24 protein-coding genes are annotated in these 25892 nt (G+C 34.5%); 19 read left to right on the forward strand and 5 right to left on the reverse strand.

What is annotated here, in order from left to right:
- Positions 1-92: 92 nt before the first annotated feature.
- The 3 genes from H8744_RS12665 to H8744_RS12675 form a co-directional block, all read right to left on the reverse strand.
- Positions 93-1067: a dihydroorotate dehydrogenase-like protein gene (locus tag H8744_RS12665; protein ID WP_262435180.1), complete on the reverse strand. Its 975-nt coding sequence runs from the start codon at positions 1065-1067 to the stop codon at positions 93-95.
- A gap of 13 nt (positions 1068-1080) precedes the next feature.
- Complete coding sequence (locus tag H8744_RS12670; protein WP_262435181.1) at positions 1081-1752, reverse strand: YggS family pyridoxal phosphate-dependent enzyme; 672 nt, start codon at positions 1750-1752, stop codon at positions 1081-1083.
- 141 nt (positions 1753-1893) lie between these two features.
- Positions 1894-2358 carry a DUF4494 domain-containing protein gene (locus tag H8744_RS12675; RefSeq protein ID WP_262435182.1) on the reverse strand — a complete coding sequence of 155 codons (465 nt, stop codon included), beginning with the start codon at positions 2356-2358 and terminating at the stop codon, positions 1894-1896.
- Positions 2359-3534: 1176 nt separating this feature from the next.
- Between H8744_RS12675 and H8744_RS12680 the strand changes: the two genes are divergently transcribed.
- From H8744_RS12680 to H8744_RS12770, 19 genes are all read left to right on the forward strand, one after another.
- Entirely contained in the window at positions 3535-4110 is a 576-nt protein-coding gene (locus H8744_RS12680; protein WP_369411020.1) for a UpxY family transcription antiterminator, read from the forward strand.
- A gap of 43 nt (positions 4111-4153) precedes the next feature.
- Positions 4154-4630: a UpxZ family transcription anti-terminator antagonist gene (locus tag H8744_RS12685; protein ID WP_262435183.1), complete on the forward strand. Its 477-nt coding sequence runs from the start codon at positions 4154-4156 to the stop codon at positions 4628-4630.
- Positions 4631-4817: 187 nt separating this feature from the next.
- A complete protein-coding gene (locus H8744_RS12690) occupies positions 4818-6272 on the forward strand; it encodes a lipopolysaccharide biosynthesis protein (protein ID WP_262435184.1) in 1455 nt (484 codons plus the stop codon).
- Between the two features lie 14 nt (positions 6273-6286).
- Entirely contained in the window at positions 6287-7399 is a 1113-nt protein-coding gene (locus H8744_RS12695; protein ID WP_262435185.1) for a DegT/DnrJ/EryC1/StrS family aminotransferase, read from the forward strand.
- Positions 7400-7402: 3 nt separating this feature from the next.
- The gene (locus H8744_RS12700) at positions 7403-7633 is read left to right on the forward strand and encodes a hypothetical protein (RefSeq protein ID WP_262435186.1); all 231 of its coding nucleotides are present in this window, start codon (positions 7403-7405) and stop codon (positions 7631-7633) included.
- Positions 7633-8685, forward strand: coding sequence for a ketoacyl-ACP synthase III (locus tag H8744_RS12705; protein WP_262435187.1), 1053 nt, complete (start codon positions 7633-7635; stop codon positions 8683-8685). The genes H8744_RS12700 and H8744_RS12705 overlap by 1 nt, the downstream gene beginning before the upstream one ends.
- A gap of 3 nt (positions 8686-8688) precedes the next feature.
- Positions 8689-9450 (forward strand): SDR family NAD(P)-dependent oxidoreductase, encoded by a 762-nt coding sequence (locus H8744_RS12710; RefSeq protein WP_262435188.1) that lies wholly within the window; start codon positions 8689-8691, stop codon positions 9448-9450.
- Positions 9451-9452: 2 nt separating this feature from the next.
- Positions 9453-10466 carry a 3-oxoacyl-ACP synthase III family protein gene (locus H8744_RS12715; RefSeq protein ID WP_262435189.1) on the forward strand — a complete coding sequence of 338 codons (1014 nt, stop codon included), beginning with the start codon at positions 9453-9455 and terminating at the stop codon, positions 10464-10466.
- A gap of 15 nt (positions 10467-10481) precedes the next feature.
- Positions 10482-11117, forward strand: a complete 636-nt coding sequence (locus H8744_RS12720; protein WP_262435190.1) for an acetyltransferase — start codon at positions 10482-10484, stop codon at positions 11115-11117.
- Positions 11118-11148: 31 nt separating this feature from the next.
- Positions 11149-12276 carry a hypothetical protein gene (locus H8744_RS12725; RefSeq protein ID WP_262435191.1) on the forward strand — a complete coding sequence of 376 codons (1128 nt, stop codon included), beginning with the start codon at positions 11149-11151 and terminating at the stop codon, positions 12274-12276.
- 80 nt (positions 12277-12356) lie between these two features.
- Positions 12357-13463, forward strand: a complete 1107-nt coding sequence (locus tag H8744_RS12730) for an EpsG family protein (protein ID WP_262435192.1) — start codon at positions 12357-12359, stop codon at positions 13461-13463.
- A gap of 6 nt (positions 13464-13469) precedes the next feature.
- Positions 13470-14384, forward strand: coding sequence for a glycosyltransferase family 2 protein (locus tag H8744_RS12735; protein ID WP_262435193.1), 915 nt, complete (start codon positions 13470-13472; stop codon positions 14382-14384).
- A 6-nt stretch (positions 14385-14390) separates the two neighbouring features.
- The gene (locus H8744_RS12740) at positions 14391-15122 is read left to right on the forward strand and encodes a DUF2334 domain-containing protein (protein WP_262435194.1); all 732 of its coding nucleotides are present in this window, start codon (positions 14391-14393) and stop codon (positions 15120-15122) included.
- Positions 15119-16204, forward strand: a complete 1086-nt coding sequence (locus H8744_RS12745; RefSeq protein WP_262435195.1) for a glycosyltransferase — start codon at positions 15119-15121, stop codon at positions 16202-16204. Before H8744_RS12740 ends, H8744_RS12745 begins: the two co-directional genes overlap by 4 nt.
- A gap of 36 nt (positions 16205-16240) precedes the next feature.
- Positions 16241-17209: an SDR family oxidoreductase gene (locus H8744_RS12750; RefSeq protein ID WP_262435196.1), complete on the forward strand. Its 969-nt coding sequence runs from the start codon at positions 16241-16243 to the stop codon at positions 17207-17209.
- A 37-nt stretch (positions 17210-17246) separates the two neighbouring features.
- Positions 17247-18512 (forward strand): nucleotide sugar dehydrogenase, encoded by a 1266-nt coding sequence (locus H8744_RS12755; RefSeq protein ID WP_262435197.1) that lies wholly within the window; start codon positions 17247-17249, stop codon positions 18510-18512.
- A gap of 4 nt (positions 18513-18516) precedes the next feature.
- Entirely contained in the window at positions 18517-19653 is a 1137-nt protein-coding gene (locus H8744_RS12760) for a glycosyltransferase family 4 protein (RefSeq protein ID WP_262435198.1), read from the forward strand.
- Positions 19650-20624, forward strand: a complete 975-nt coding sequence (locus H8744_RS12765; protein ID WP_262435199.1) for an NAD-dependent epimerase/dehydratase family protein — start codon at positions 19650-19652, stop codon at positions 20622-20624. Before H8744_RS12760 ends, H8744_RS12765 begins: the two co-directional genes overlap by 4 nt.
- Positions 20625-20762: 138 nt before the next feature.
- Positions 20763-21716: an MraY family glycosyltransferase gene (locus tag H8744_RS12770; RefSeq protein ID WP_262435200.1), complete on the forward strand. Its 954-nt coding sequence runs from the start codon at positions 20763-20765 to the stop codon at positions 21714-21716.
- An 84-nt stretch (positions 21717-21800) separates the two neighbouring features.
- On the opposite strand, the gene H8744_RS12775 is transcribed toward H8744_RS12770, so the two are convergent.
- Both H8744_RS12775 and H8744_RS12780 read right to left on the reverse strand, forming a co-directional pair.
- Complete coding sequence (locus H8744_RS12775) at positions 21801-23684, reverse strand: fimbrillin family protein (RefSeq protein WP_262435201.1); 1884 nt, start codon at positions 23682-23684, stop codon at positions 21801-21803.
- Positions 23685-23690: 6 nt separating this feature from the next.
- On the reverse strand, positions 23691-25586 hold the full coding sequence (locus tag H8744_RS12780) for a fimbrillin family protein (RefSeq protein WP_262435202.1): 1896 nt from the start codon (positions 25584-25586) through the stop codon (positions 23691-23693).
- Between the last annotated feature and the right edge of the window lie 306 nt (positions 25587-25892).

Consider the following 25892-nt stretch of genomic DNA (forward strand, 5'->3'; position numbering starts at 1 on the left):
AAAAACGAAGAGTGAAAAGTGAAGGGTAATATGCTTTATGATAAGCATCTAATGCCCCTTCACTTTTCACTCTTCGTTTTTTACTTCCCTGCTTATTGCTTATTGGAAAAATATTTCAAGAATTGGGTACGTTCCCACATGTTTATTCCCTGTACATCTTTCGCATTCAGCTTTCCTTTGAACTGTGAGATGTTTTTAAATCCTTTGTTGTCCATCCATGTGCTGAGGAAACGGGTCAATTCGCCAATGAATAAATTAGTATTCTGATAGATGGCACTGCAGACCTCCACTGCTGAAGCACCAGCTAAAATTGCTTTTACTATAGCTTCAGGTTTATGTACGCCACCGGATGCCGCATAATCTATTCTATTAACCAAAGCAGAGGCAATACCTATCCAGCGAAGTGTATTCGAAAGATCGGAAGAATGACTGAATACATCCCCTGAACTGTGAACCATTTTTTCAATGTCGATATCCGGCTGATAGAAGCGGTTGAATAATACCACTGCGGCAGCACCGTTTGCATAAAGCTGATCAATTAAAGCAATAGGATTTGTCAGATTATCACCCAATTTCATAATAACCGGCAATTTGACAACACGTTTGATATGACTCAAAATATCGATATGCCGTTGTTCAAATGAACCATATTTGTAAAGTACGTCTGATTGCAAAGCTAGAATATTTATTTCCAGTGCATCTGCACCTGCTTCTTCGATCTGTTTGGCAAAATCAATCCATTCTGTGTCTGTATAGCAATTGATGCTAGCGATGATGGGGATATCGCAAACTTTTTTGCTTTCCTTTATTAATTCGATATATTCCGCAAGTTTATGTTCACGGATATAATCGGCCAAATAGTCGTTACCTTCCGAGTAAACGGGATCTTTAAGATGGTCAGCTTCGATGAGAATCTGTTCCTCGAAAAGTGATTTCAAAACAATAGCCCCTGCGCCTGCTTCGGCTAACTTTTTGTTTTTTCCGGCACTATTGGTGAGGCCTGAACTGCTAATGATTACAGGGTTTCTGAGCTGAAGCCCGGCAAAAGTAGTTTTTAAATCGGTCATGATAAATGATATTTTAATTATAGTTTCTTTCTCCAAATATTTTACTACCTATTCGTACCATTGTACTTCCTTCGGCAATAGCCTGCGGATAGTCGTGAGACATTCCCATAGATAATTCACAAAATGCATCAGAATCAGAAAAAACGGTTGCTTTCAAATCTTTGAATACGCTATGTAAATAACGGAATTCCAGCTTTATTTGTTCAATGTTATCGGTGTTACTGGCCATACCCATTAATCCGCATATCTTCACGTTTTTCAGAGACTTCCAATCATCGGTAGCCAGCATTTGGCGGCATTCATCGGCACTGAAGCCAAATTTCGTTTCCTCTTGAGCAATGTGTAATTGTAACAAACATTTTATTGTACGTCCTACTTTTTCAGCTTGTTTGTTTACTTCTGCTAGTAGTTTATATGAATCGATACCATGAATCATGCTCACATAAGGAGCCATGTATTTGATTTTATTCGTTTGCAAATGTCCGATGAAATGCCATTCAATGTCTTTGGGTAAGGTTTCATATTTGGAAGTCATTTCCTGTACTTTGCTCTCTCCGAAAATACGCTGCCCCGCACTATATGCTTCTTCTATCGCCTCATTGGGATGGAATTTCGACACAGCGACTAACCTGACTCCTTTCGGGAGTTGGGCCAATACATTCTTTAAATTCTCCGCAACAAACATGTTTTTATTGATTAACAAATGATTAGTTTAAAAGGATGAGTGATTAATAACTAATTGGCTTGTTAATGATAACGATCAATGATCATGCAACTTGGTAGCAGTCTGTTAATCGTTAATCATTAACTTGCTAATCATTACTTATTATACTTCCGGTTTATCGTTTGGTTCTGCACTATATGGATAAACATCCATCAAAGGTGTTTCCGATACCAATCCGATTTGATAATCAGCCATTGTCCCTTTCATTCCTTCATCCAGCTTCTTTACGGCATCGCGTAAGTCGGAAGCTTGTACAAGTACCTGTGTGGAAGATTTTTTTTCAGCACCACTTTTTTCATCCAATGTGATGAAAATCAGTTTGCACTTAAACCAACGGTCGGCAGCTTCTTCATCGCTAGGGAAAAGTTCGCTGTAATTGGCTCGTTTTATGTCGGATACGGTAAATTCACCTGTGATAAATGGAGTCATCTCTTCAATAATTCGTGCTTCTGCTTCTGTAAAGCTAAGTGCATCCACGAGATAAGGTTCGGTTACTTTCTTATTCATTCCGTTTTCCATCAGTTTCTCATAACGGATTTTGCATTCAAACCAAGTATGCATTGCCATATTCTTCTGTTTTTAATTTATTAAAAAGTTTATAATCTGCCTATTACGTTCTATTGTTACGTAATAGGCTTACAAAGATAATTCAAAAAACATCTTTTTGCATCCATAAATTGAAGATTTTATGATCTGATGGGTAAACATTTATTTCTTTTCAACAATAATTTTACAATCAATGGATAATGCAGCTATTGATTATATGGGTTTTATGAAGTTAATGCCAATACATTGGTACGAACTGATCAATGAATTATTTGGATCCTTGACTTGAAGTATAAAAAATACATGGTATTAACCAAGTTCGTTATCGATAAGATTTTGGATGAATCTTTCTTATTAGTTTTGGTTGTAATTTCTTATACTAGTATACTAATTCCGATAACATTGAACTTTTATTTAATAGATTTATAATTATCTTTTGGGAAATGTTTTAGTCAGTTCCTAGAATAAACGACTGTATCAGTCTTCAGCATATTTCATAAATAAATTGATTCTATTTTTTTGTATTTGAGGGTACCTGAATGGAGTGGCTAAATTAGTCTTTGATTTAACTAACTTAAAATGAATGAAAATATTTGTTTGTCCCATATATTCTTATACAAATGCTAAAAAAGGAAATGTAATTATATCTATGCTTCAAATATTATGAAGACTATTGGATTTATCCGAGAAAAAAGCTTGTATTTGAAAAGCTAAATTGTTATATAAATATGATGGTTACTTTTAGAAAGTGTTTCAATAAACGTTCGTTTAATGGCACAAAAGTAGAGCCTATAAATGAAACTACAAAATATTTTTATATATATTTTTTTTAGTCGCTATCAAATTGAGTCATATGGCATTGATTATCATTTACTTATATTGAATATTAAATTCTTGTCTTGGAACTATTATTTTTTAAGAATAAGCCTTATTCAAATCTTCAAAAATCCTGTACAATTAAACGAACGTTTATTGAAACACTTTCTATATTTAAACATTTCGTTTAAAGGGAGTTATGCGTAATATTTATTTTGTTTCTAAAGCGCAGAATTTTCCTCCTTAAAATTTTTCAAGACTGTCCTGCTGAGATAGGGGATGGAATTGGAATGAAATGAATGCATTAAGATTTACATCAGCATTACATGATTTAACCGGGAAGTACTTCTTTATTCCGGTGTCCCCAAAGAATATCCATTAGTGAGCGATTTAGTTGATTCTCAAATTTCAATTCGTAATTCTCGATTGAAGCTACAGTGGTATGCCCTTCGTATCACTTACAGTCGCGAACTTGCATTAAAAGAGTATCTTGATGCCAATGGCATTGAGAACTTCATTCCAATGCATTATGAGTATAGTGTAAGAAATGAGCGTCGTGTTCGCAAACTGGTTCCTGTTATTCACAATTTAGTCTTTGTACATTCATCACGCAATCGTATTGATCAAATTAAAGATACGATGAATATGACTCTTCCTATCCGGTATATAATGGATAAGGAAACTCGTCAGCCGATTATTATACCTGACTCACAAATGCGAAGTTTTATGGCAATTGCCGGAAATTACGATCAACAATTGGTCTATCTTGAACCATCAACTGTTTCTTTCCGGAAAGGAGACCGCGTTCGTGTCATCGGAGGAGCTTTTGCAGGTATTGAAGGTGAGTTCTTACGTATAAAGAATGATCGGCGTGTTGTTGTATCTATTGAAGGGGTTGTCGCTGTAGCTACTGCTTTTATACATCCCTCGCTTGTCGAACCGATTATAGAACGTTGATTCTCTTGATTGTAACTGTAAATAATAAAATCTAAATAGCCTTATGCAGGTAAAAATTAATACTTTGCGTCGTGCCATTCACGACCTTCTTTATCTTGGTATAGATAATGAGCCTATTTATTCCGATCAATTTTGCCGGCTCAACAGTGAAGTTTATCAACAAACAGAGGCTCTCTATGAATGTCAGGGTAGTACTGATGAAGAAGAAGCCTCTCTTTGCATAGTTCTTCTTTTGGGATATTCTGTTACCGCATATGATCATGGCGATAAAGAAGCAAAGGTACAATCTGTTTTGAATCGCAGTTGGAAAATTTTAGATCGTTTGCCGGCATCTTTATTGAAGTGCCAGCTATTGGTTATTTGCTATGGTAAGGTGTTTGATGAAGCGTTAGCAAAGGAATTGAACGAAATTATAAGTGGGTGGAATAAGGCCGAATTGACTTTAGAGCAAACAGAGGTTATTGAGGAGTTGAAGAACTTAAAGGAGAATCCGTATCCGTTTGAAGAAATAAAAGAATAAATTACTTTTGTCATAAGTGTTAGCTGGCGATCAGAAAACATGCTAGGGATTTAAACTAGCACGTCTGGGTGCATCGTTTTATGCAAAGTATTGAATACATGGGGTAAGAATGAGAGGATTGGCTCTGCAGGTATTGAAAAATCAATACGAACGATTTTTACTTTTTTATATATAAAGACATAGAAGGGTGGGTGAATCCTTAAAACATACGGCTGTCAAAGGTGTTAGTTGGAGTTTTGCCGATAATATAGCTAATTCCGGTATTACATTTTTAGTCGGTCTGGTTTTGGCACGTCTGCTTACTCCCGAAGAGTATGGCATAATGGCTATGATTGCTATCTTTATCGCTATATCTAATTCCATTATTGACAGTGGCTTTTCGAATGCCTTAATCCGTAAAACGAATGTAAAACGAATCGATTATAATACGGTATTTTATTTTAATTTGGTAGTCGGAACTGCCATTTATATCTTGCTTTATCTGGTTGCTCCTCTGATCAGTGACTTTTTTAAAGAACCCCTTTTGGTACCAGTTACCAGAGTGATTGGATTAACTCTTATAATCAATGCACTGGCAATTATTCAGCGGACTATAATGGTAAAAGAAATCGATTTCAAGACTCAGATGAAAGTTTCTCTAATCGCATCTTTAACTAGTGGGGGAATCGGCATTGGCATGGCTTTTTATGGTTGTGGAGTCTGGAGTTTGGTCGGACAACAGGTTTCACGTCAGTTAGTTAATACGTTTTTTTTATGGTTTTATAGTTGTTGGCGTCCGGCTCTAGAATTTTCAATCGATAGCTTTAAAAAATTGTTTGGTTTTGGTTCAAAACTCTTGCTTTCAGGCTTGATAGACACAGTTTATAAAAATATATATTATATCGTGATTGGTCGTTTTTATAGTTCGGTTCAATTGGGGCAGTACACACGTGCCGAGCAGTTTAATACAATTTTTTCCAGTAATTTGACTTCTGTAGTCCAACGAGTCAGTTATCCGGTACTTAGCTCCATTCAGAATGAAGATGAGCGTTTGCGAGAGGCTTATCGTAAAATAATAAAGGTAACTATGTTGGTAACATTCGCATGTATGCTGGGACTTGCTGCCGTTGCAAAACCTTTGATTATTATTTTGATCGGTATTAAATGGATACCTGCCGTTTACTTTTTGCAAATTATTTGTTTTGCCGGTATGCTTTATCCACTCCATGCTATTAACTTGAATATTCTTCAGGTGAAAGGACGTTCGGATTTGTTTTTGAAATTGGAACTCATTAAGAAAATAATAGCAATAGCACCCATTGTTATCGGTATTTTTTACGGAATCAATTACATGCTTTGGGGGAGTGTTTGTATTTCTTTTATCTCCTATTTTTTAAATAGTCATTATTCGGCAGTGTTAATAAAATACCCAACAAAGAATCAACTAAAGGACATTTTTCCCACATTTCTGATATCCTTGTTTGTAGCAGCATTTATGTGGAGCATATCTTTAATGGATATTTCCGTTTATCTAATCCTTCCCATTCAAATTATAGCAGGTACTCTCTTGGCTTTCTGTATTTATCAAAAAGTAAAGCTTCCTGAATATTTGGAGATAAGGGAATTAGTGTCTTCCGCACTTAAAAAGAAAATAAATTATTAAAGATTCAAATAAGAATGGAAAACAAAGTAATTACAGTTACTTCTCCATTATTACCTTCGCTTGACGATTTCCTACCTTATATGCAGGATATATGGGATCGTAAGTGGCTGACTAATAATGGCTATTACCATCAGGAATTGGAAAAATCTTTGTGCGAATACTTAAAGGTACCCTATATAAGCCTTTTTACAAATGGGACTTTGCCTTTAATTTGTGCTTTACAGGCATTACGCATTACGGGTGAAGTGATAACTACTCCTTATAGTTTTGTTGCTACCACTCACTCCTTGTGGTGGAATGGCATTAAACCCGTGTTCGTGGATATTGATCCGATGACATGCAATATTGATCCGGATAAGATAGAAGCAGCTATCACACCTAAAACAACGGCAATTATGGCTGTCCATGTTTATGGTAAGCCCTGTGATATGGAACGCATTCAGGCTATAGCTGATAAATATGGTCTTAAAGTGATTTATGATGCAGCTCATGCATTCGGTGTGGAAGTTAACGGCAAATCGATATTGGAGGCCGGTGATATATCAACATTGAGCTTTCATGCTACAAAAGTTTATAATACCATTGAAGGTGGTGCTTTGGTTTGTCATGACGAGAATACAAAGAAACGGATTGATTACTTAAAGAACTTTGGTTTTGCGGGTGAGACTACCATTATTGCTCCCGGAATTAATGGTAAGATGGATGAAGTTCGTGCTGCTTACGGATTATTAAATCTGAAGCAGGTAAGCGCAGCCATTGAATCCCGTCACCAGGTTGCTGTTAGATACCGTGAAGCACTACGTGAGATCCCTGGAATCCATGTGATGGAAGATATGCTGGGTGTCCGTCATAACTATTCTTATTTTCCCATTTTTGTGGATGCAGAGCGGTATGGCATGTCACGTGATGAATTATACTTCAAAATGAAAGAAAGCAATGTTTTAGGCAGGAGATATTTTTATCCGTTGATAAGTGAGTTTTCTACTTATCGGGGATTGGAATCCGCGAAACCTGAATACTTGCCGGTTGCCCATAAAGTGGCAGATTCCGTTATATGCCTGCCAATGCATCATGCTCTTAGTCCGGACGATATGAATTTAATTTTATCAATAATCAAAAACAAATAAATTATGGAATTACAAGATTTTGTACAGCATTTTGCTGAACAATTTGACGAAACTGAAATGTCTGTTTTCAAACCGGATACGAAATTCCGCGAAATAAATGAGTGGAGTTCACTTCTCGCTCTTTCTATTATTGCGATGGCCGATGAAGAATATGAGGTTAAATTGAAAGGGGAAGATATTCGTAATTCACAAACGATCGAAGATCTTTTTAATATCGTTAAAACGAGGGTATAATGGCGTTGCTTACCGTTAGAAATGTTTCGCTGAAAGGAATAGCAAGCTGCGTTCCTGCTAACATGGAGGAGAACGCAGGCCTGCCGCTTTTTAAGGAAGATGAAGCCCAGAAGTTCAGTGCTTCCACGGGTATTTTCCGGCGTAGATTAGCTGATAAAAATACTACAACTTCAGATCTTTGCTACTATGCTGCCGAAAAGCTTATTACAGAATTAGGGTGGGAAAAGGACAGCATTGAATGCCTGGTTTTTGTTACCCAGTCTCCCGATTATATTTTGCCGGCCACATCGTGTATCTTGCAAGAAAGGTTAGGCTTGGGAATTGACACTTATGCCATCGACATATCTCTGGGGTGTTCTGGTTGGGTTTACGGGCTGGCTACGATTTCACAGATGATTTCGGCATCGGGAATGAAACGGGGGCTTCTGTTGTGCGGTGATACGACAACCTATACTTCGACCATGGATAAAAGTGCCTATCCGTTGTTCGGGGCTTGTGGCACTGCTACAGCCTTCCAGTTTGAAGAAAATTCTGCCCCTATGTTTATGAATTTGAATACTGATGGTTCCGGTTATAAAGCAATAATAATTCCCGATGGCGGATGCCGAAATCCTGTAACGAAAGATTCTCTTGAATACAGGGAAATAGAGGAAGGCATCAGTCGAAACTCACTTCAAACCGTCCTTGACGGCATGGACGTATTTACGTTCGGTATTTCGCGTGCGCCACAGAGTGTGAACAAATTGTTGGAATATGCAAATGTGGGACGCGAAAATGTAGATTACTATCTGTTTCACCAGGCAAATCTTTTCATGAACGAAAAAATACGGAAGAAACTGAAATTGACTGCTGAACAAGTCCCGTACAGCCTGGCCGATTTCGGCAATACTTCTTCTGCGTCAATACCGCTTACTGCTACCACTCAAATCAGAGGGCGATTGTCTGGAGGCAAGTTGAAAATGGTGGCCTGTGGTTTCGGTGTAGGGCTTTCATGGGGGAGTGTTTACCTTGAAACGAATGAAATTGTTTGTCCTGATTTAATAGAGATATAAGGTATGAGTAACTATAATCCGTTTTCACTTGAAGGGAAAACTATTTTTGTGACCGGTGCATCATCGGGCATCGGTAGAGCTATTGCCATTGAATGTTCAAGGATGGGTGCCAAAGTGGTTATTACAGGACGAAATGTCCAAAGGCTGGATGAAACCTTCTCATTATTGGAAGGTGAAGGACACAGCCAGTTTATTGCTGACCTCACGAATATGAATGATATCACAGATTTGGTAGCAAAACTTCCTGAATTGGACGGTATCGTTAATTCTGCAGGTATTGGAATATCGCTTCCCTTTCAGTTCTGCTCATTTGAGAAATCATATCCTGTGATAGATACTAACTTAGTGAAACCTATGGAGCTGATATATCGGATATTGAAACTTAAGAAGAACAATAAAAGAGGCTTTTCGCTTGTATTTATCAGTTCAATAGCTGGAATTTTCGTTTCTTATCCAGGAAATTCTGTTTATAGTGCGGCAAAAGCGGGAATTGTTGGTCTGGCAAAAGGTTTGGCTATAGATTTAGCTTCTAAAAATATTAGGGTAAATTCTGTCTGTCCCGGGATGATAGAAACTTCAATGGCGGATGAACTTGCTGCCAAAGTTTCACAAGAAGCCATTGAAGCCGATAAAATGCGTTATCCGTTAAAACGATACGGTAAACCTGAAGAGGTGGCACATGCTGTGATATATCTTTTATCGGATGCTTCGTCGTGGGTTACCGGATCATCTTTATTGATCGATGGCGGATTTACATTACAATAATTATGTCGGCATTTATAAAAGCAATTTCCTATTATTTGCCCGGAAGAGTTCTGGACAATCATGAGCTGGTTACTGAGTTTCCGGAGTGGACTGTTGAAAAGGTGGCATCTAAAGTCGGTATTTCAGAGCGTCACATCTCGGCTCCCGATGAGACTGCCACCGACATGGCTGTAAAGGCTGCCGAGAAACTCTTTGCAGAACACAGTGAAATAAAGTGTGCTGAAATTGATTTTGTGATGCTATGTACACAAAGTCCGGATTATTTTTTACCTACATCTGCCTGTATGATTCAGGATAGATTGGGATTGAATACCCATTGTGGAGCATTGGATTTTAATTTGGGGTGTTCGGGATATGTTTATGGTTTATCGCTGTCTAAAGGTTTGCTTGCAGCGGGTATTGCTCGCAATGTGCTACTTTTAACCTCTGAAACATATACCAAGTACATTCACTTCAAAGATAAGGGCAACCGTACTATTTTTGCGGATGCAGCATCTGCCACCTTGATATCAGGTAATGGATTCGCAGAAATTGGTGATTTCTCGCTCGGTACCGATGGGAGAGGAGCAGATAATCTAATCGTACGCAGTGGTTGTGCAAGATATCCCAAACCGTTTCGCGATATCGTCTATGATGAGAATGGTAATCCGGTTTCGAGTGATCATCTTTATATGAATGGCAGCGAAATATTTAATTTTACCCTTGAGACAGTTCCGGTTCTGGTGGCAGATATATTGGTTAAAAACAATGTCGCACAAAATGATATTGATTTATTTGTCTTTCACCAGGCAAATAAATATATGATGAATTTTCTGCGTAGAAAACTGAAGATCGAGGAGGACAAATTCTATTATAGCCTTGACAAATTCGGTAACACCGTTTCCTCTACAATTCCCATAGCTCTGAAAGAAGCTGCCCGTGAGCATAAATTAGACGGTAAGGTTCTTCTTGCCGGTTTCGGAGTAGGGTATTCATGGGGAGGAGCCGTTTTGACGGTCAATAGCAGGCGGTTGTAAATCATCGTATTTAAAATGAAAAATCTTATAATCATAGGTGCCAGAGGGTTCGGGCGCGAATATTGCAATAGTTTGAAACTATATGAGAACTATGGCAAGGAATTTATTATCAAAGGCTTTCTTGATGATAAGGTTGAGGCTTTGGATGTTTTTTCCGGGTATCCTCCGATATTAAGTTCCGTTGAAGAGTATGAGATAGAGGAAGATGATATTTTTACCTGTGCATTGGGAGATCCCATATATCGAAAGAAATATGTAAATATAGTAAAACAAAAAGGGGGAGCTTTCATGACTTTGATAGATTCTAAAAGTATCATTCATCCTGATGCACAAATAGGTGAAGGCGTGATGATATCCGCATTTTGTTCCATATCAGCGAATGTGACAATTGGTGATTTTTCCACCGTTCAGCCTTTTTGTAATTTCGGGCATGATGCAATTGTCGGTTCTTTCTGTGCCATTGAATCCTATTCATTCATGGGGGGATTTTCCAGTATCGGAAATAATGTAACCTTGCACACCCGTTCAACCATTCTGCCTCATATTAAGGTTGGCGATAATTCGATAGTGGGAGCCGGTAGTGTCGTATTGAGAAATGTCAAAAGCAATACAACCGTGTTCGGGGTTCCTGCTAAAAAAATAGATTTTTAATACACAAATAGTTATAGTATTATCTGAAGTGATGATGAATATTCATTTGGTACAGGATGAAAAATTTATAAATGGTTCGATAGAAACATTTAATTATTATTATGCTGCTCAGAATGTTTATTTTGTGGATATTGATGAAAATAATAGAAAACTAGTAAAAGAAAGTGATGATGTTTATTTTATTCCCTTTCAACATAAAACAAAAATAAAAAAAATAATAAGCTCTGTTTATAAAACTGATGGGGTTATTAATCTTTTTATTCATTATATGTCAAGGAAAGCAGCTAATCTTGCTATTGACTTGAAAGATAATCAGTTGGTGGATTATTTGTATTGGATATTTTATGGAGCTGATTTATATTCGTATTTAGCATTAGAACAAAATTATAAATTATATGATTACAATGTTTCAGGAAGAGAATATTTTTTAAAAGATATACTAAAAAGGATAATAGGATATAATAATTATTTACTAAAAATAGCTCGTATATTAAATTATTTCTGTTTTTGGAATTATTATGATTATTTGCTTTTCTGTGAATTCATTCCGACAAAAGCAAAATTCAAATTGTTTTATTATACAGATATTGAAAAAATAGCTTTAGTTGATCTTGTAAATAAACCTACTCATTTAAATGTTCTTGTAAACCATTCAGCATCATATACTGGTAATCATTTGACAATACTTTTTAAATTATTTAAAATTGATTCAAAAAAGGAAATTGCAAATATTGTTTTGCCTTTAAGTTATGGAGCTATTAAGCATAAGAATTTAATTATAGACAAAGCTAATTCTTTGTTTGCTGATAGAACATGTATATTAGATTCTTTTCTTCCACCACAAGATTATTTTAATAAAATAAATATGTGCCAGGTTGCTATTATGGGGCATAGGAGGCAAGAAGCTGCTGGGAATATTAGTTATTTCCTTCTAAATGGAGTAAAAGTGTTTTTAAGAGAAGACAATAATTTACTTAAGTATTATAAAAATATGGGATGCCATATTTATTCTTTTGAAAAGGATTTAAACACTTTGACGGATCTTTTCCCTTTAACAATGAAACAAAAAAATGCAAATAGGAATATTTTACAAAATGCGCTTTCTAAAGAAAATCGTGATAAAATGATGAGAACTCTAATTACAGATGAGGTTAACTGAATAGATTTGATATATTTTAATTATTGTGTAAATTTATAATGCTGCAAACGTTACTAATATATATTCTATTGTTAATTACAATGATTGTATTGTCTCGATATTCTTCGCGTTGTTTTTATAAAGGAAAGTGTATTGAAAGTAATTGGGCTTTATTTTTTTTGCTATTTTTTTATTCATTGATATTTGGATTAAGATATGGGGTCGGAATAGACCATTTGGCTTATCTGGAGAAATATCTATTATTACAAGATTATGATTTTTCTTTTCCAACGGATGTTGGCTTTTTTGTTATAACAGATTGTTTTGCGAAATTAAACGTTCATTATTCAATTTATTTCGGATTCTTGGCATTTATGCAGCTGTTTTTCATTTATTATTTTTTTAAAGATGATAGAAGAGTATACCCTTATATAACTTTTGTTTTTATTACTAGTTGTCAATGGTTGATTTTTATGAATGGTATAAGACAGGAATTAGCGTTTACTGTTTTTCTTTTAGGGATAAAGTATATTGAAAATCAGAAATTTTTTAAATACTTAATTGTTGTTTTAATTGCCTCATCAATTCATAAATCTGCAATCATGTTGATTTTATTTTATCCTTTATTGAAAAACAAGTCATATTTTTCAAATATTCTAATTCAATTACTTTTACTATTTGTTGCTTTTGTGCTATTAAAAATAGATATTGTAGAAGATTTGATTATGAAATTTGACAATATAGCTTTATTCATGGGATATTCTCATTATATAGATCAGGTAAAGGAGGGCAATCTGGATTATATTACTTCCGATATGGCTATGGGAGTGGGATCTTATATAATATTAATTATTGATGTATGTATAATTTTATATAGCAACCAGGTAAAACAGTATTTCAAAAAAAGATGTTTTTATATAATTTATGATATTTATTTTATAGGTGTATTATGGCACTACATTTTTCTTAAAAGTTTAATAATGTCCCGTCCTAATTTTTATATGTATGGATTCCAGTTTGTAATGGGAACGTTGACTTTATTTTATTTATTTCAAAAAATGTCAGTAAGTAAAATGAAAGAATTTATTTTAATAGTATTCTTGTGCTTACATATCAGTCTATTTTCTGCCAATATGTATCGAATGAAAGAAAACACGGCAAAATATTATTTCTTTTGGCAGGAAAAACAATATAAACTTAATGATTAATTTAAAATGAACGATAATCCATTGTTTACAATAATTATTCCTCATAGAGATATTCCGGAGTTATTGCAACGTGCTATTGATTCTATTCCTGATACTAGCGAAATACAAGTAATAGTGGTGGATAACAGTGAGAAAACATTGTTGAAAAAGAATATAAAACCAAGAGATAATAATATAGAGGTATATTATTCAGACTGTTCAAGATTTGCAGGAGGAGCGAGAAATGTAGGGCTGGAATATGCAAACGGTAAGTGGATTTTATTTTTAGACGCTGATGACTTTTTTGTTAAAGGTGCATTTGATGTATTATACCAGTATGTAGATTCAATAGAGGAATTGATATATTTTAAGATAGATAGTGTATATTCAGATACATTGGAAAAAGCAAACAGAGGGGAGTTATTCTCAAAAATGATTGATGATTATCTTAAGGGGAATATTTCTGAGGATGAAATAAGATTAAAATATGAAAGCCCTTGTGCTAAGATGATTTCGAGGAAACTTATTACAAGAGAATGTTTGAAATTTGATGAAGTTATAGCTTCAAATGATACTTATTTTTCAATGTTAATTGGATATAAGGCTGTGGGCTTTAAGGTAGTCCCCATTGATATATATATAGCTACGGTCAGAAGAGGTAGCTTAACTAAAAGGAATAATATTGAAATATTGCTGTCAAGATATATGGTTACTGTTAGATATAATAAGTATTTAAAGGAACATGATAAGAAAAAATTTAGACATTCTATTATGGCTTATTTATTCTTTTCAATGCGTTTTGGGCTAAAATACTTTTTTAAATTTTTGTGGATAGCTTTTATAAATAGACAAAATATATTTATTGGATATAATAATTGGTATAAGACATTTTTGCGCATCCATAAAGAAAATAGATTGAATAAAAAGTATATTACTACATAAAATATAATGAAGCGTTTTTATTTAATTAGATTAGATGATGCATGTCCTACAATGGATGTTGTGAAATGGGATAAAATAGAAAAGATGCTGGATAAGTATCATATTAAACCGATGGTGGGGATAGTCCCGGCTAATAATGATTATGCTTTAAAAATAGACAAATATGATGATAATTTTTGGGAAAAGGTTAAAAGCTGGGAAGATAAGAATTGGACGATTGCTTTACATGGTTTTGATCATTCTTATATATCAAAAGATGGAGGGATAAATCCTTTATGGGAACGTTCAGAATTTGCAGGTGTTAGTATTGAGAAGCAAAAGGATAAAATTAAGAAGGGCATAAGAATATTAACTGATAAAAATATAGTTCCGAAATATTTTTTTGCACCTAGTCATACTTTTGATCTAAACACTCTTGAAGCATTGGAAAGTGAATCAATGATTAGAATAATAAGTGATACAATTGCTTTCAAACCATATAGTAAATATGGTTTTATTTTTATTCCACAACAGTTTGGCTCCTTACGTGATGTTAAGTTAGGAGGGTATTGGACTTATTGTCTCCATCCTAATACTATGTTCGAAAATGAGTTTCTGCAACTAGAACATTTTCTATCCAAAAATTATGCCTCATTCATTTCATTTGAAGAAGTTCCGATTGATGGATTAAAAGATCGTGATCTTTTTGAGAAAATGTTGAATTATATTTACTTCTTTTTGAGGAAGATTCGTAAATGAAAATACTTCATATAATACCTTCATTGGAAATTGGAGGTGCTGAAAGATTGTTATCAGATTTATTGCCATTACTAAAAGAGCAAAATAATAGTGTTGATTTATTACTTTTCAGTAATGATGTTTCTTTTTTCTATAATAAATTAAAATTTGCTGGAATTAAAATATACTCATTAAATAGAAGAAACTTCTATAACCCTCTAATAGTTATAAATATAATGCAGCGTGTTAGAGGTTATGACATTGTTCATGTACATTTATTTCCATCACTTTATTGGGTTTCGATTGCATCATTATTTTCACAATCATTTTTTTTCTATACAGAACATTCAACTTTTAATAAAAGAAGGAATTTTTTGTTTCTGCAATATCTTGAACGCATAGTTTATAAACCTTATCACCGAATAATATCTATTAGTGATGAAACTCAAATTGCTTTAAAAAAATGGCTTGGTATAGTAAAAGAAGACAATCGTTTTAAAGTCATTTCTAATGGAATTGATTTAAATAGTATCATCTCTGATAAAGAGAAGTTTACTCATGAAGAACTTGGTATTCCAGAAGATTCTAAGATTTTAATTATGGTATCAAGATTCACATTAGCAAAGGATCAGAAAACACTTATAAAATCGATGAAATATGTACTAAAGAGTGTGCATTTATTACTTGTTGGAGATGGTGATACTCAGGAATCATGTAGAGAATTAGCTTCTAATTTGGGACTTTCCAATATTCATTTTTTAGGTAAGAGAGATGATATTGTGAAACTGATGAATTCCTCTGATATTGGCATTCAGTCTTCAAATTGGGAAGGTTTTGGATTAACGGCTTTAGAAATGATGGCATCTGGATTGCCTGTAATAGCGTCTGATGTAGCTGGTTTAAAACAGGTTGTGGAGGGTGCTGGGTTAGTGTTTGAAGTTAATAATGCTTTTGATTTAGCTCAGAAAATAAATGATTTGTTGAATAATATTCCTTTGTATAACAAAATTAAGAGTCAGAGTTTACAACGTGCATTGGAATATGATATAAGAATAACTGCACAGAAATATTTATGTGAATACAAGTCAATCCATAATGTGTAAAAATAATAGGTATATACAATTTATAAATAGAATAGTATGAAAGTATTAGTAACAGGGGGAACTGGTTTTATTGGCTCCAACCTATGTGAGTATTTACTAGCTCATAATTATAAAGTTGTTTGTCTTGATAATTTTTCGACAGGTAAAATAGAAAATATTCTTCCCTTGCTTAATAAATATCCCGATACTTTCAAATTAATAGTGGGGGATATTCGTAATCTTTCAGATTGTCAAAAAGCTGTTGAGGGTGTTGATTATGTATTACATGAAGCAGCTCTTGGTTCTGTTCCTCGTTCTATTAAAGATCCTATCACGACAAATGAGGTAAATATAGGTGGTTTCTTGAACATGCTGATTGCATCCCGCGATGCCGGTGTGAAACGCTTTATGTATGCAGCCAGTTCTTCTACTTATGGGGATAGCAAGTCTCTACCTAAAGTGGAAGATGTGATCGGCAGACCTTTGTCGCCCTATGCTATTACGAAATATGTAAATGAATTGTATGCCGACGTATTTGCCAAAACATATGGTATTGAAACAATCGGATTACGTTATTTTAATGTTTTTGGTCGCAGACAAGATCCTTTTGGTGCTTATGCAGCGGTAATTCCTCTATTTGTAAAAAAGTTGATGGCACTCGAAAGTCCGGTAATTAATGGTGATGGGGAGTACAGTCGTGATTTTACCTACATTGACAACGTGATTCAGATGAACATGCTTGCCATGACGACCGATAATCCAGAAGCTGTTAATCAGGTTTATAATACTGCTTATGGAGAACGTACTACGCTAAATCAATTGGTCGATTACTTAAAAGAATTTTTAAGTGAGTTTGATCCAAGGATAGCGAAAATTGAAGTAGTACATGGAGCAAATCGGATAGGTGATATTCCTCATTCTTTGGCAAATATTGATAAGGCTAAAACATTATTGAATTATAATCCTCAATTCAGTATGTATACAGGTTTAAAAGAAGCCGTAAAATGGTATTGGGAGAATATTTGATTTCATATTTTATTCGTTACTAAATTATTCAAATTACATGCAAGAAGTAAAAATTGCCGTAATCGGTCTCGGTTACGTAGGGCTTCCTTTGGCCCGTTTGTTTTCTACAAAGTATAAAACAGTTGGATTTGACATGAGTCAAACACGTGTTGATGCACTTATGACAGGGCATGATGCGACTTTAGAAGTTTCTGATGATTTGTTACAAGCTGCCATTGATAAAGGATTTAAATGTACGACCGATATTGAGGAAATTCGTGATTGTAATTTTTATGTAGTAGCAGTACCTACCCCTGTTGATAAAAATCATAATCCGGATCTTACTCCGCTCTATGGAGCCAGTACAACTGTTGGAAAAGTGATTTCAAAAGGAGATATTGTGGTATATGAATCAACTGTTTATCCAGGGGTGACGGAAGATGAATGTATTCCAGTGGTAGAAAAGGTTTCCGGATTAAAGTTTAATGTTGACTTTTTTGCAGGTTATTCTCCAGAACGTATCAATCCGGGCGATAAATTACATACAGTTGACAAGATAAAGAAAGTAACATCCGGTTCCACTCCTGAAATAGGTAAAAGAGTGGATGAAGTTTATGCTTCTGTCATTACGGCAGGTACTCATTTAGCACCTACAATGAAGGTTGCCGAAGCTGCAAAGGTAATCGAAAATTCACAACGAGATATTAATATTGCTTTTGTGAATGAGCTATCTAAGATTTTTAACTGTATGGGGATTGATACACAAGATGTTTTAGATGCCGCCAGTACAAAATGGAATTTTCTTCCATTTAAACCGGGATTGGTAGGAGGACATTGTATTGGTGTTGATCCATACTATTTGGCACAATGTGCGCAAGGGTATGGATATAATCCTGAAATAATTCTTGCAGGGCGGAGGATGAATGATGGAATGGGTGAATATGTCGCTAATCAAGTGGTGAAATTGATGCTGAAGAAAGGCATTCAAGTTTTAAAATCCAATATACTGATTCTGGGATTTACATTTAAAGAAAATTGTCCGGATGTGCGTAATACGAAAGTTATTGACATATATAATGCATTGCAAACGTATAATCTGAATATTACAGTATATGATCCTTGGGCAAATCCGGAAATCGTGAAACGGGAATATGGCATAGACGTTGTTAATTCATTACCTGCAGAAAAGTATGATGCTGTCATTTTAGCGGTTTCCCATCAAATATTTACTGACATGGATGTTGTTAGTTTGGCTAAACAAGAATCTATTATCTACGATGTCAAGGGATTCTTGAAGCCGGAAATGGTGGATGGCAGGTTGTAACCTAATGAAAAGGAAAATATTTTATGTAGCCAATGTCGATTGGTTTTTTATTTCACATCGGTTACCTCTTGCACTTCATGCTCTTGAACAGGACTATGAGGTTTATCTCCTTTCATTAGATACAGGTCGCAGACAAGAATTGGAGGCAAAAGGAATCCATTTTATAAATATACCCTTTAAACGTTCCGGCAGTAACCCTTTTCATGAGTTAAAATGTATCTTTCTACTGTATAGATATTATAACCGGTATAAGCCTGAAATTATCCATCACATCACACTTAAAGCTTCATTGTTAGGCTCGCTGGCAGGGAAAATGGTGGGTAATCATCATATAATAAATGCGATAAGCGGACTTGGATATAACTTTACCGATGGACGTGATGGTTGGTTGCAGAAAGCAATAAAACTATTTATCAGGTTAGCTTTCAAGAGTAAGAATATTTCGTTTATTCTCCAGAATCCGGATGATGTGGAATTGATAAAAGGACTTGACTTGGTTCCTTTTTCCCGGATTTTTTTGATTAAGGGATCCGGGGTGAATTTAGATGAATATTCTTACTTCAAAGCATCTGATGAGTTTCCGCTAAAAGTCTTATTTCCTGCTAGAATTCTACTTGATAAAGGTGTGATGGAATTCATTGAGGCAGCAAAAATACTTGAAAGTGAATTTTTGGGAAAAGCTAAATTTATACTAGCCGGTGATTGTGATAAGGAGAATTTGTCTGTTCTAGGTGAAGAAGAATTACAAAAGTTCCTTGTAAAAGATTATATTGAATGGATCGGTTTCCAAAAAAATATGAAGTTGATCTATCAGAATAGTTCGATAGTCATACTTCCTTCGTATCGTGAAGGATTACCGAAATCGTTGATAGAAGCTTGTTCTGTGGGGCGTCCCATTATAACTACAGATGTGCCGGGTTGCAGAGAATGTGTGGAAGATGGAGTTAATGGATACTTGGTTCCTGCAAAAGATGCCGATTCTTTAGCAGATGCAATAAAATTATTGCTTATGGATGCTGAAAAGAGAGATGAGTTCGGAAGAAATTCTCGTCTGCTGGCAGAAAAAGAATTTTCCATAGACAAAGTAATTGATTTGACTTTTAATATTTATAATAAATACTTGGAGAGTAATTGGCCATGAAGATACTTATCACTGGAATTCATGGGTTTGTAGGTTCAAACTTGGTGGTAGCTCTAAAAGATCGACATACTCTTTATGGTTTGGATATTGTTGCACCTCTGAAAGAAGGAATCAAAAAAACTTTTTCATGGAATGATATTGAGCCTGGCGCGTATCCTTTACAAGAGCTTCCTCGTTTTGATGCAATCATTCATTTAGCAGGTAAAGCACATGATCTGAAAAAACAATCAGCAGCACAGAGTTATTTTGATATTAATACAGGTTTAACTCAGAAAGTATTTGATTTCTTTTTGGAATCTTCTGCGAGTAAATTTATTTTCTTTAGTTCGGTAAAAGCGGCTGCGGATATTGTCGTTGATGCGATGTTAAAGGAGGATGTAATACCTTCTCCTGTGGGGCCATATGGTGAAAGTAAAATTGCTGCTGAAAAATATATTCAGAGCCAGTTGCAATTAGCGGATAGCAAATTAAAAAAAGACGTGTATATCCTACGTCCCTCTATGATTCATGGGCCTGGAAATAAAGGAAATTTGAATTTACTTTATAATGTTGTGAAGAAAGGAATCCCTTGGCCATTAGGGGCTTTTGAAAATCAGCGTTCATTTACTTCAATTGATAATCTTTGTTATGTTGTAGAGGAATTACTGATTCAAAATGTCCAAAGTGGAATTTATCATGTTAGTGATGATGAAACAATGTCTACCAATGAACTGATTATCACGATGTGTGATATAATGGGCAATAAATCTCATATTTGGAAGGTGAACCCATGGTTGATAGAGCGTTTTGCTCGTATGGGATCACTGTTTCATCTACCTCTCAATACAGAGCGACTTAGTAAATTGACAGAAAATTATGTTGTATGTAATGATAAAATAAAAAGAGCATTAGGATTAGAAAAAATGCCAATTACTGCTAAAGAAGGATTGGAAAAGACTATCCGTAGTTTTTTGACTAGGCAAAACAGCTAATCCGATTAATAAAATATTTTTGTTTTTCAAAGAAGGTGTTTTTCTACATTATTTCTAGCTTCTTCAGCTCTGAACATACCCACAATGTAGTTCTTGAATTATCTTTTTCATATTTATGGTATAGAATTATAAAAAATAATGTATTATCTTATTATGCTAGTTCTGCTATTTTTGGCAGAACTTTTTTATTTCCGTATTGCTGATAAATGCAATATCATCGATAAGCCTAACGAACGTAGTTCACATACCCGGATCACTTTACGGGGAGGTGGAATAATTTTTTATTTTGGTGCTTTATTGTACTGTTTGACGAACCATTTTGAATATCCGTGGTTTGTATTGGCTTTGACCTTGATCACGTTTATCAGCTTTATAGATGATATTCATTCCACTTCGCAAGGTTTACGTTTGGTTTTTCATTTTGCAGCCATGGCGTTGATGTTCTATCAGTGGGGATTATTTTCACTACCATGGTGGACTACTATAATTGCGTTGATTGTTTGTACAGGCATCATCAATGCTTATAATTTTATGGATGGTATTAATGGAATAACGGGGGGATATTCTTTGGTAATACTTAGTGCCTTGGCTTATATAAATGCTGAGATTGTTCCTTTTGTGGAACAAAGTTTGATTCTTATAATGATGTGTTCTGTATTGGTTTTCAATTTCTTTAATTTTCGGAAATATGCAAAATGCTTTGCAGGTGATGTAGGTTCTGTGAGTATTGCTTTTGTCATTCTTTTTTTAATTGGTAGATTAATAATAAAGACAGAAAATATTAGTTGGATTATATTATTTGCTGTTTATGGAGTCGATAGTGTATTGACAATCATACATCGCTTGATGCTTCGTGAGAATATCAGTCTACCTCATAGAAAGCATTTATACCAGATTATGGCGAACGAATTAAAAATTCCTCATACGATTGTATCATTTATTTATATGATGATACAGGCAATAGTAATAATTGGATATTTTGTTTTTCAAAAATATGATTATTGGTATTTGTTGGGAAGCATATTTATATTATGTTGTCTGTATGTGTTCTTTATAAATAAATATTTTAAGTTACACATAAGCAGTAAGTAATCATATTGCAAAGCAAACTCCCGGTACGTTTATGAAAATAAGCTATCGGGAGTTTTTCTTTTGTAAGAATTCCGTCTGTTATTTTTATTGTTGAATACATCGGATGGAATATCCGCAATAGTCCGAATAAGCAGCTCTTTTGATTTCATTGCTGTCAAATCGTAAAAGAATTCCATTTTCGAATAGTGTATCTGAGGAATTTCCCATACTCCAATAGGCTACATATTTTTTTTCGAAGCCATAAATACTCATGTCTGAATCTGCGCCTTTGGAATAAAGTCCCACGGGCAATGCATTGAATCCTGTGAGATTGGTTGCTGTACATTCTGAAGCTTCCCATAATTTGTTTATGGCTTTCAATGAGGATATATCTCCTTCCAAGTATGTATTTAACTGTTGCCATGAAGATTCATCAGCGATTTTCCAACCTACTGGTGCCAATTTACCGGTCATTACAGCTTTTTTGTTGTAGAAAACATTATTCTCCTTTTTAAAATATCCTGCGGTTGTTTTGCTTGAATTAGACAGTGTCTTGAGAGTAATTTTTTTTCCATCCGTATATATAGTTGCTTTCAGGTCATCCCTCATCCAGTATTGCGTACCTATTTTTACAATAGGATAGAGGATGGTTTCATTTCCCCTGCCATCGGCTAGCTTTTTTTCACGAATAGATAAAAGCAAAGGAGTAGTTGGGGCAGTGAGGCTGATTGAATAATTATCACTGATGTAAAAACCAGAGATGGGAGGTTGGCTTCCGGCTATGTATGTTAATTGATGGGTTTTAATGTTCCAGGATACATTTCCACCATGAATAGGGCTTTCGGCTCCTATGATTTGGAGTATGGTACCATTGCTCCAATTGCAAATTCCATTTTTTACCGGATATATCACAATCGCTTGGGCATGTATATCTTTTGCCGAGAGGTATTCTTTACATACTTCGGCTACTATTTTTCCTTTCGAAGTGATAGTATATATGTTACTTTTCTCAAAGTTGAAATCATTGATTTCGATAAATGTCTTTTCTTCTTTTTCTTCCGGAGTGACCTCGCTTTTGTTGCCTTGTTTCCAATCGCTTATTTCTGGTATGATGCCATTTATTCCTTTCTCTGCATCATAAAATAATTCAATTTCACAAGCAGTTCCACTTTCTAACTGGTAGTTTTTAGCCAGTTGACAGATATAGTTTTTATCGTTGATTTGCAACGTCATGAATTCTGTGTTTGCAGCTATGGTGTGTGGCATTAACATACAATTTTTTCCTGTTAGTTTACCGTTGAGAATGCTCCATTCTCCATAAGGAAATAGGCTTTGTTGATTAGAGAGTGAAGTTATTTCTTGGCTATCAAAATCATAAATTGCTTGGGTTGGAACATTATTCAATGTGATTCTCGGATTGCTCGTTTTGAGTGATTTTATATCACTATCTGAAGAAGGGGTTATGCTGATGGATAACTGGCTAAGTCGATGGATATAAGATAAGTCTACATTTGCCTTACCTGAAGTAATATTATTGATCTCAGCTGTCATGAAATCAGACGAATTATAATCATGTAATGACCGTTGATCCGTTTGGATAGTAATTGGCATGTTGGTTGCACCGGTCATGATACCTGACTCTTGATAAGGATAATAACTGATAAAATCGCATTTGCCTTTTGCTGCCGGATAATAAATTTCTTCCTTTGGTGTGAAACCGGAACTTGTACAGTCGAAACGTATATTTTCAATATACCGCTCTTTGTCTAATGGAGTAGGAGATACTAATATGTAGATCCCAATAGCATCGTCAGAACCTTCCTTATAGATTTGGGTATGTAATTTTTTGGCTGATATTTTGATTGGGATATCGCCTATGATAGGAAGAGTCTTTTCGTCATCATTTATGCTATTCACACAAGAGAGGATGATTAGGCAACTTCCTATCATAAAACAATTATAGAGAATTTTTATAATAAATGTTTTCATAGGGGCTTATTCTTGGATGCAACGGATGGCATAGGCGCAATAGTCTGAATATTTAGCTCCTTTTATTTCATTATACTGATAGTTTAACGTGATACCAAAATCTGATAGACTGGTTTGTGTATTTCCTACTTTCCAATATGAAACATATTGTGATGTACCTTTTAGCATTACTGGAACGGAAGTTCCATAATAGCTACCTATTGCTATCCCATTGAAGTCAGATAAGTTGTTTGGCTCGGTAATTTCAGACGAAGAATCCCATTTATTTGCTTTGAGTACAGCTGATTCGTCATGAATATAACTTTTTAACAAATTCCATTCTGCTTCATTGGGAATTTTCCATCCTTTGGGTATTAGTTTACCAGAAATGACACTTGTCTTGTTATAAAAATAATTTTTATTTATATAACAATATCCCGCAGAGGCATTTTTAAGTTGTGATGAATTATTAGTAATAGCACCCCCGTCATTATATTTAGTAGCACTTAGGTTTTCTCTCATCCAATATTGTGTTCCTATTTTTACGATTGGATAGCTTATGGTTTCATTACCTCTTATATCTGTTAGTATTTTTTCTGTCACAGATATGTCTTGGAGCTTATCACCTTCTTCAAAAGTTATATTTCCTTCGTTGTTCACATAAATTTGTTTGATAGGAGCAGTGCTTCCAGCTTGATAAGTAAATGAATTATTTGCAGTATCCCATGTTATATTTCCCCCATGTACGTTTTCAATATTTCCTAGAAGTTGTAATATAATACCTTTATTCTTTTCTTTTTCTGTGTAGAGAACGATGGCTTGTGAATTGATATATTCATTTCTTAAATACTCCTTACATATTTCTCCAATTATTATATTTTGAGATGTTGAAAGGGTATAAACATTTGATTTATTGAAGTTAAGATTAGCTATTTGTATAACTTTATTTTCTTCTTGTTCTTCAAATGTGGCATTACCACTATTTCCTGGGTGCCAGTCCCCAATTGAAGAAGTTATACCTTGAATTCCTACTCTGGAATCATAAATTAATAGGAGTTCGCAACTTGTGCCACTTTCTAGTATAAGGTCTGCTGGAATATGTGTTATATATGTTTTATTATTTCCTGTTTGCAATGTTAATTCACAATTAGTGCCTGTTTGTGGAATTATTAATGCTTTTTTTCCTTTAAGCTGGTTATTCTCTTCGTCTTTTATCCAATCACCATTGGGGGTAATAGTAAGTGGATTGCTCAAATTTGTGAATATTTCAGTTTCTATATTGTATAACCCCTGAGTATTTAGATTGTTAATGGTAATGGAAGCATTCTGCTGTAAGAGATCAATGTCTTCCTTTTCTTGAAGTTGTAAGACGAGATTCAATTGGCATAATTTATGATTATGTTGAAGGTTGATGGCTTTTTTGCTTGGTGTTACGTTGTTTGTTTGGGCAACCATAAAATCAGAATCACCGTATCCTTTAGCTGTGTTTTGATCTGGACAGACACTGACTTTAATTGTATTTGTTTCCTGAATGATTCCTTCGTTTTGATACGGGTAGCAACTAATAAAGTCACATGCTCCATTGCCTTGGGGATAATAAATATCTTCTTCAGATGTAAAACCTGTTACAGATGAATAAGTGAATTTCATATTATCAACGTGACGTTTTCCGCTAAGAGTTTCCGGTTGCAGCAATACATAGAGTCCGATGGCATCGTTATCTTCAAATGAATTGCCATTTGTTCGTGAATGAACGGATGCTTGCAGGATTTGTCCGGAAATTGTGATTGGAATTTTGTTAGAAACAGGTGTAAAAGGTACTTCTTCAGGAGTTTGAACATTACTAGTACATGAATATACAATACTGGTAATAACTGATATTGCAAGACTATGTCTCACAATTGATTTAACAAGGTTTTTCATAATACGATTAATCTATTGGTTTTTAATATTCTGCTAAGATAAATGTAGTTTTTTATAAAAACAAACAATATTGATAATGTTTTTATAAAGTTATATAATAGTCTTGCATTTGTTTTATTATAGAAAGAATTCTAAATCAATGGGTGAATCATTTTATTTTTTATCTTGATTATAGAACTTTTTGGAGTAATAATAAAACATAGTTTGGTGTTAATCGTCAAATTGAATAGTTAAGAAAAAACTGTTATTTTTTTTGGTATTATTAAATGATAAATTATTAATAAAAATGGTGTGGAGGTATAGAAA

The organism is Jilunia laotingensis, assembly GCF_014385165.1.
Classification (GTDB): domain Bacteria; phylum Bacteroidota; class Bacteroidia; order Bacteroidales; family Bacteroidaceae; genus Bacteroides; species Bacteroides laotingensis.